3 protein-coding genes are annotated in these 7,135 nt (G+C 71.0%); all 3 read right to left on the bottom strand.

What is annotated here, in order from left to right; genetic code table 11:
* Nucleotides 1-27: 27 nt before the first annotated feature.
* The gene (locus AAG827_RS21660) at nucleotides 28-3,588 is read right to left on the bottom strand and encodes a (Fe-S)-binding protein (RefSeq protein ID WP_341928282.1); all 3,561 of its coding nucleotides are present in this window, start codon (nucleotides 3,586-3,588) and stop codon (nucleotides 28-30) included.
* Nucleotides 3,589-3,695: 107 nt separating this feature from the next.
* The gene (locus AAG827_RS21655) at nucleotides 3,696-6,263 is read right to left on the bottom strand and encodes a hypothetical protein (protein WP_341928281.1); all 2,568 of its coding nucleotides are present in this window, start codon (nucleotides 6,261-6,263) and stop codon (nucleotides 3,696-3,698) included.
* Between the two features lie 83 nt (nucleotides 6,264-6,346).
* Entirely contained in the window at nucleotides 6,347-7,099 is a 753-nt protein-coding gene (locus tag AAG827_RS21650) for an IclR family transcriptional regulator (RefSeq protein ID WP_341928280.1), read from the bottom strand.
* Nucleotides 7,100-7,135: the final 36 nt, after the last annotated feature.

Here is a 7,135-nt window from a genome sequence, read left to right as displayed (position 1 = left end):
CCCGCCGCAGTGATCGAGCGTGGTGCCTCAGAGGTCGAAGAGCGAGCCCGAGTCGGAGATCTCGACGTCCGTCTTGGGCTGGTGCGCCTCGCCGGAGCTGACCGGCTTGGGCTTCTCCTCGGCCTTCGGCTCCTCCTCAGCAGGTGCGTCGGGCTCGGGCTCCGTCTCGGCCGGCGCCTCCTCGGGCTCCGCTGCGACGGTCTCCGTCTCGGTAGCGGGCTCCGGCGCGTCGGGGCTGGCGACCTCGGTGGCGGCAGCGCTCAGCGCGGCGCCCGGCGACAGGTCCGTCGCAGGCTCGGCTGCCTCGGTCGGCTCCGGCTCGGGCTCCGGCTCCGGCTCCGACTGGACCTCGGGCTCGGCCTCCGCCGCCGGCTGGGCGGGGGCGGCCGGCTTGGCGGGTGCCGGAGCGGGCTCGGCGGCGACGATGTCGAAGAGCGAGCCCCCCTCGGGGATCTCCGTCGAGGGCTGGGCTGCCGGTGCGGCCGGTGCGGCCTTGGCGGCAGGTGCCTCATCGGCCGGCGTGTCCGCGACCGGGGCCTCCGGCTCGGGCTCGACCTCGGGCTCCGGCTCGGGCTCCGGGGTCGGCTCGGCCTTGGCAGCCGGCGCGGGAGCAGTCGGCTCGGGGGAGGCGATGTCGAAGAGCGAACCGCCCGACCCCAGGTCGGCGGCCGGCTTCGGAGCAGCCTTGGCGGCGGGCTCCTCGGCCGGCTCGGGCTCGGCAGCCTTCGGCTCCGCCTTGGCGGCAGGAGCGGCAGGAGCGGCAGGCGCAGCCGGCTCGTCGGCGCTGATGTCGAAGAGCGAGCCTCCCGAGCCGAGATCGGCAGCGGGCTTGGCAGCAGGCTCGGCCTTGGCAGGGGCAGCCTTGGGCTCGGCCTTGGCAGCAGGCTCCGCCTTGGCGGGAGCTGCCGGGACCTCGTCACCGCCGAGGTCGAAGAGCGACCCGCCGGTGCCCAGCCCGTCAGCAGGCGCGGCCTTGGCAGGGGCAGCAGCCGGCTCGGCAGCCTTCTCCGCAGGCGCGGCCTTGGCAGCAGGCTTCTCGTCGGGCTCGCCGCCACCCAGGTCGAAGAGCGATCCGCCGGGGGCAGCAGGCTTCGGCGCGGCCGAGGCCTCCTCGGCGACCGACGCGTCGGGGTCGGCCGTGGCGGCCGGTGCCTTCGCCTCGGGGGTGTCGAAGAGCGACGACCCGCCGCTGGCCTTGGCCAGGGGGCCGGCGTCGGCGGTCTCGGTGACGGTGTCCTCGGTGATGGTCTCGTCGCCGGCCTCGGGCTCGGCCTTGGTGGCAACGTCCTTCTCGGGAGCGGACTCGGCCGGAGCAGCCTCGGCCGGAGCAGCCTTGGCGGCAGGAGCAGCGGCGGCGGACGAGCCGGGCAGCGCCTTGGTGGCGGACTCGCCCTTGACCGACGCGAGCAGCATCTGCGCGACGTCGAGGACCTCGACCTCCTCGCGGGCCTCGCCCTTGGACTGCTGCATGGTGAGCCCGTCGGAGAGCATCACGCGGCAGAAGGGGCAGCCGACGGCGATCTGGTCGGCGCCGGTGCCGACGGCCTCCTTGGTGCGGTTGATGTTGATCCGCTCACCGATGTTCTCCTCCATCCACATGCGCGCGCCACCGGCGCCGCAGCAGAAGGACCGCTCGGAGTTGCGCTCCATCTCGACGAACTCCGCGCCCGGCAGGACCTGGAGCAGCTCGCGAGGCGGCGTGTAGACGCCGTTGTGGCGACCGATGTAGCAGGGGTCGTGGTAGGTGATCGAGCGCTTGTGGGCGCCCTCGCCGTCCTTGACCGGGGTCAGCTTGCCCTCGCGCACGAGGCGGTTGAGGAGCTGGGTGTGGTGCACGACCTCGAGCTCGATGCCGAAGTCCTTGTACTCGTTCTTGAGGGTGTTGAAGCAGTGGGCGCAGGTCGAGACGACCTTCTTGGCCTTCGCCTCGGTCATGACCTCGACGTTCTGCTGGGCCAGGCCCTGGAAGACGAACTCGTTGCCGGCACGACGGGCCGGGTCCCCGGTGCAGGTCTCGCCGTTGCCGAGCACCCCGAAGGAGACCCCGGCCATGTCGAGCAGCTCGGCGACCGCGCGGGTCGTCTTCTTGGCGCGGTCCTCGTAGGCGCCGGCGCAGCCGACCCAGAAGAGCCACTCGACCTCGTCGAGGGACTCGATCGTCTCGCCCACGACCTTGACCTCGAAGTCGAGGCCCTTGGCCCAGTCCATGCGCGCCGAGGGCGACATGTTCCAGGGGTTGCCCTTGTTCTCGAGGCCCTTGAAGAGACCGTTGAGCTCGGCGGGGAAGTTGGACTCGACCAGCACGGCGTAGCGGCGCATGTCGATGATGTGGTCGACGTGCTCGATGTCGACGGGGCACTGCTGGACGCAGGCGCCGCAGGAGGTGCAGTTCCACAGCACGTCGGGGTCGATGACCGCGGCGCCGCTGTCGGGGTTGTAGAACCAGTCGTCGCCGGTGTCGCCGACGAGCGGGCGGTCGACCTCCTTCTGGAGGGTGTCGTTGCCCTCGAGGAGGGCGGCGCGGTCGCCCTCGGCGGCCTGGAGGTAGGGCGCCTTGGCGTAGGCGTGGTCGCGCATCGCGGTGATCAGCAGCTTGGGCGACAGCGGCTTCTCGGTGTTCCACGCGGGGCACTGCGACTGGCAGCGACCGCACTCGGTGCAGGTCGTGAAGTCGAGGATGCCCTTCCAGGAGAAGTCCTCGATCGAGCCGACGCCGAGCGTGGAGTCCTCGTCGAGGTCGTCGATGTCGTCGAGGGTGATCGCCTTGCCCTCGGAGGTGAGCGGCTTGACCGCGCCGAGCGCGGTGCGGCCCGAGGACTCACGCTTGAACCAGATGTTGGGCCACGCGGTGAAGCGGTGCCAGGCGACACCCATCGTCAGGTTGGCCGAGATCACGATCAGCCAGACCATCGCGAGCAGGATCTTGAACATGGCGATCGCGATGATGATGTTCTCGAGCGTGCCGATCGAGTCCTCACCGGTGGGGTAGAGGTTGCCGAAGAACTGGCTGATCGGGAAGTGGAACGCGCTGTACTTGTCGGTCTCGCCGTGGGCCTGGCCGAGGTTGTACTCCGCGCCGCGGATGAAGAGGATCGCGCCGCCCTCGAGCAGCGCCATGACCTCGACGAAGTAGGCCTGCCACATCGTGGAGCCGAAGAAGCGGCTCTTGCGGCCCAGCGAGCGAGGGTGGTGCTTCTGGCGGTAGTAGATCAGGTAGAGGATGCCGACCGTGCTCAGCAGGCCGATGGCCTCGGAGACCCACTCGAAGAGGAAGAAGTGGCCGATGACCGGCAGCGCGAACTCGGGGTCGAAGAGCTGGAAGTAGCCGGTGAAGACCGCCGAGGAGAGGATGAGGAACGCCAGGTAGACGAACCAGTGCATGATCCCGACGACGGTCCACTGGAGCATCCGGGTGTGGAGGAACGTCTCCTTGACCATCGTCACCGTGCGGGCGACGGGCTGGTCCGTGCGGCCCAGCGCCGGCTGACCGATCTTCATGGTGGCGACCATGGACCGGACGGCCCGCGTGGTCAGGACCACCGCGACGGCGGTGAAGGCCAGCGAGATGACGATGGCGACGATCTGCATGCGCGAGGACTCCTCGTGGATCGGGTGCCGACGAGAGCGCGACCGGCGGGGGTGAGCCTATTGGCCCACGCCCAGCACGTCAGTCCCTCGCGGGGGTGAGAAGGATCCTACCGACTGGTAACTTGCCGGACCTTTCCGGCCTCGGTGAAGCGCACCGTCATCATCACCTTCGGGTCGCCGGCGCTGCGCGCGCAGAAGGCGTACGACGTGCCCAGACGCTGGTAGGGCTGGCCGACCGCCTGCATCACGGCGCGCGTGGTCATGCCGCGGCGCACGAGACGCTCCACGACCCCCACCGGCTTGCGCAGGTCCGGGTTGCGGCACGAGTCGGCCGCGATCCCCTCGGTGCGCTCCCACATCTGCAGGTAGGCCTCGGCGCCCCGCGACATGTCGTCGACGATGGCCGAGCCCTGACGTCCGGCGACCTTGCGCAGGTCCTCGATCCAGTCGGGGTAGAGGCCGTACTGCGCGACCCCGTCCCGGTTGATGTCGTAGACCCGCTGGCCGGCGCGCTGCCGCTTGATGGTGATGCCGTTGAGGCCCTTGAAGGGGTAGGTCACCTTGTTGGCGACGTCGGTGCCGCGGGCCGAGCCCTGGGCGCCGAGACCGTTGATGTCTGCGCCGAAGCCCATGCCGTAGTAGTAGCGCTCGTCGGCCCAGCCGAGGTGTCGGCGCCACTTCTCGACGAAGCCGGTCGAGTCGCCGGCGTAGGGGGTGATGAAGCCGCCCAGCTTGTAGATCCGGGGGTAGGTGTCAGGAGTCGACCAGGAGTGGCTGGAGATGATCCCGGGGTAGTCCATCCGCGCGATCTGGTTCACCGCGGCCTTGCGTGCCTTCACGCTGAGGTGGTCGGGGTCGAAGATCATCTTGCGCTTGGCGAGGCCGGAGATGGTCTTCGCGCCGAGGTCGGTCAGACCACGGGCGTTGCAGTGCCCCGGAGGTCCGTAGAGCGGGATCGCGGGCAGGATCGGGCCGAAGAGCTGCCCGACGGCCCCGAAGAGCGCGTCCTGCTGCTGCGGGTCGATCTCGGGCACCGCGAGCTGGGGCCGGTCGGTGGTCTCGCCGTCGGCCGGCGAGCAGCTCTTCATGTCCCAGAAGGTGCCGGTCTCGAGGAAGTTGGCGCCGTTGATGATCACGCCAGTCTCGCCCGCGTCGCCCGCGACGCCGGCCAGCGCGTTGTCGAACTTGTTGACCAGCTCCATCTGCCGCACGCCCATGGCATAGACCTCGTCGAGCTGCCGGTCGATCTCGGCCGCGCTGCAGGCGGGCACCTCGGCGGGCCCGACCCGCTTGAACGTGCAGCCGAACGGCACGGACGTCTCGATGCCCATCACCACGGCCATGCGCCCGGAGTTGATGACCTTGCGGGCCTGGAAGGGGTTGGTGACGATCCGGTAGAAGCCCTTGCCCGGGCCGCCGAACTGCGCGTCGATGTAGTCCTGGAAGTTGTGCATCTGTCGCGCCTGCAGCCGGACCGAGTCCATGTCGTCGCAGGAGTTGCGCTTGAAGGGGTAGATCTCGCAGAGCTTGTTGTTCTCCACGAGCAGGTTGACGAAGAGTCGCTGACCGCCGCGCCAGGCGCGCTCCATCCAGCGGTAGTAGGTGCCCTCGTGGGTCAGGGACTCCGGTGCGGGCCAGTCCTTGAAGGTCGGCCAGCCGACCGGGTCGTGGCTGGGCTCGCCGGAGAGGAACGTCTCGAGGACGGCGCCGTTGCCACCGGTCAGCGTGTGGTCCTCGCAGTCGACGAGGGCGTAGGGCACGCCGTAGCGGTCCCAGGGCTTGCCGCAGTGGGCCTCGCCGCCGAGGAACTCGAAGGCCATCCCGTGGGTGTGGGCGTCGACGTAGCCGCGCACCTCCTGGAAGTCCGACACGCCCCCGTGCGGGTTGCCGACGACGTCGATCTGCGACTCGGGGTAGGCGGTGCAGCCGCGGGTGAGCTCGAGACGGAACGCCGTGGGCGTGCTGCCGATCGCGAGCGCGCTGCCGGACGCGCGCAGGTCGCGCCCGCCGCTGAGGGTGAAGGTGAAGCCCTTGCCGCTCTGGCGCACGGTCCAGTCGGCGTCGGGGCTCGGCTCGGTCGCGAGCCCGTCGGCCGCGAGGAAGTCGCGCCGGGTGCCGAACACGAGGTAGCTGCCGAGGTCGGTGGCCTTGAAGTAGAACGGTGCCGCCTGGGCACGGGTGACCTGGGCCAGCGCGACGCCGTCACCGGCACGGCGTACGTAGGCCCCGCTGGGGGCCCGCAGCGCGTAGCAGCCGCCGGCCATCGCGTAGCGCGTCGCCGGGACCGCGGTGCGCTTCGAGAGCAGGGAGAGCCGCCGCAGCTGCGGGTCGGGGAGCCGGCGCTGGCTCGCGACGTACGCCGCCGCGGCGCGACGCTCCGCGGCCGAGGTGGGGTCCTGGGTGTCGGCGCCGACCTCACCGGCCCGGGAGATGGCGTTCTTGGTGGTCGTGTCGGAGTGGTCGTGACCGTCCCCGGAGGCCCCGTGCGCGCCGGGCGCGTCGACGTGGGGGCGCGACTCGAGGGCGGCCTCCTTGCTCGCGTCGTAGGAGTCGAGGAGGTTGGTCGTGCGCTGCCCGAAGGAGGGCACCGCCTGGAGGGCTACGGCGAGGATGGTGCCCGCTGCCACGGCCGTCCACGCGAGCTGTCGACGGGATCGGTGGTCGGGTGCGCGCATGGTCTCTCCTGGCTCGGGTCACGACAGGATCACCCACGAGGTGGGCGCTGTCGAGGGTCCCAACGCACCAGGTGTGGTGTCGGTTACGCGCGGCCGCTGATCCGGCGGGTCAGCAGGGCGGCCGTCTGCTGCACCTCGTCGACCAGCATCGGGGCCGGATCGCCCTCGAAGGTGACGGCCACGGCGGCCACCGGGTGCCCGTTGTGGTCGAGCACGGCCGCGGCGACGCTCGCGAAGCCGGGGGTGACCTCGCTGTCCTCGACGGCGTGGCCGCGTCGTCGTACGTCGGTCAGGAGCGAGCGCAGGGCGCTCAGGGTCCGCGGGCCGGTGCCGGTGCGGTCCACGAAGGCGGAGGGGGAGGGGTAGAGCGCCCGGACCTGGGCGGCCGGCAGGCTCGCGAGCAGGGCTCGACCGCTGGCGGTCAGGTGGGCAGGGAGGCGTACGCCGATGTCGGTGACGAGAGGTGGGCGGCCGGGAGCGCGCTCCTCGACCACGTAGAGCACGTCACGTCCGTGCAGCACCGCGAGGTGCGCGGACTGACCGACCCGGTCGACCAGCGAGGCGAGCTGGCGGCGCGCGATGCGTTGCAGTGGGGCCTGGCGGGAGTAGCCGCTGCCGACCTCGAACGCCGCGACGCCGAGACCGTAGCGACGCTCCTCGGCGAGGTGGACGACGTAGCCCTCGGCGATCATCGCCGCCAGCAGGTGGTAGGCGGTGCTGCGCGGCAGACCGCACTCGCGCGCGATCCGCTCGAGGGGGACCGGGTCGGGCTGGCTGGCGAGGAAGGTGAGCACCCTCAGCGCGCGTGTGGCAGCCGGCACCTGGGTCATCGTCATCCAACCTAACGTGGCCGCGGGGGGTGGGGGGGGGGG

This window comes from Nocardioides psychrotolerans (assembly GCF_943371775.1).
Taxonomy (GTDB): Bacteria; Actinomycetota; Actinomycetes; order Propionibacteriales; family Nocardioidaceae; genus Nocardioides; species Nocardioides psychrotolerans_A.
Note: the sequence above shows the minus strand (reverse complement) of the source record. Positions and strands in the feature narration are given on the sequence as shown.

Bases quoted from the DNA above. Each gene is read 5' to 3' on its own strand.
- AAG827_RS21660 (WP_341928282.1), bottom strand. From the start codon at position 3,588: ATGCAGATCGTCGCCATCGTCATCTCGCTGGCCTTCACCGCCGTCGCG.
- AAG827_RS21655 (WP_341928281.1), bottom strand. From the start codon at position 6,263: ATGCGCGCACCCGACCACCGATCCCGTCGACAGCTCGCGTGGACGGCC.
- AAG827_RS21650 (WP_341928280.1), bottom strand. From the start codon at position 7,099: ATGACGATGACCCAGGTGCCGGCTGCCACACGCGCGCTGAGGGTGCTC.